The organism is Parachitinimonas caeni (assembly GCF_030129945.1).
GTDB lineage: Bacteria > Pseudomonadota > Gammaproteobacteria > Burkholderiales > Chitinimonadaceae > Parachitinimonas > Parachitinimonas caeni.
On the sequence record NZ_JARRAF010000232.1, the window covers coordinates 1 to 333 of the forward strand.

Annotated in this window: 1 protein-coding gene; it reads left to right on the top strand. The window is 63.4% G+C overall.

Annotated features, from left to right (window positions below; translation table 11 throughout):
- Positions 1–333: hypothetical protein (locus PZA18_RS25840; RefSeq protein WP_284103489.1), on the top strand; the 333-nt coding region annotated here is incomplete at both ends.

The following is a 333-nucleotide window of genomic DNA, read 5'->3' on the forward strand; positions in this document are numbered from 1 at the left end:
TGCCGAGCGCCGTTGGCAGCATCGACAGCGGCGTCAGTTACCGCTACGACCTGGCCGGTCGGCGCCAGGGCTCCAGCTTCGCCAATGCCAAAGGCACGGTGACCGAAAGCTATGACTACAGCGAAGACGACCAGCTGATCGGCATCGTCAGCAACGGGGTCAACCAGGTGCGGGCGCTCGATCTGCAAGGCCGGGTGGTCAGCCAGTACCAGACCCGGATCAGCGACCAACCCGGCAGTGCCCCGATGGAAGGCCAGGTGCAGAACCGTTACGACCGCTATGGCCGCCTGAGCTGGCAGAAGCTGGGCGAGCTGGAAACCGAATATGAATACA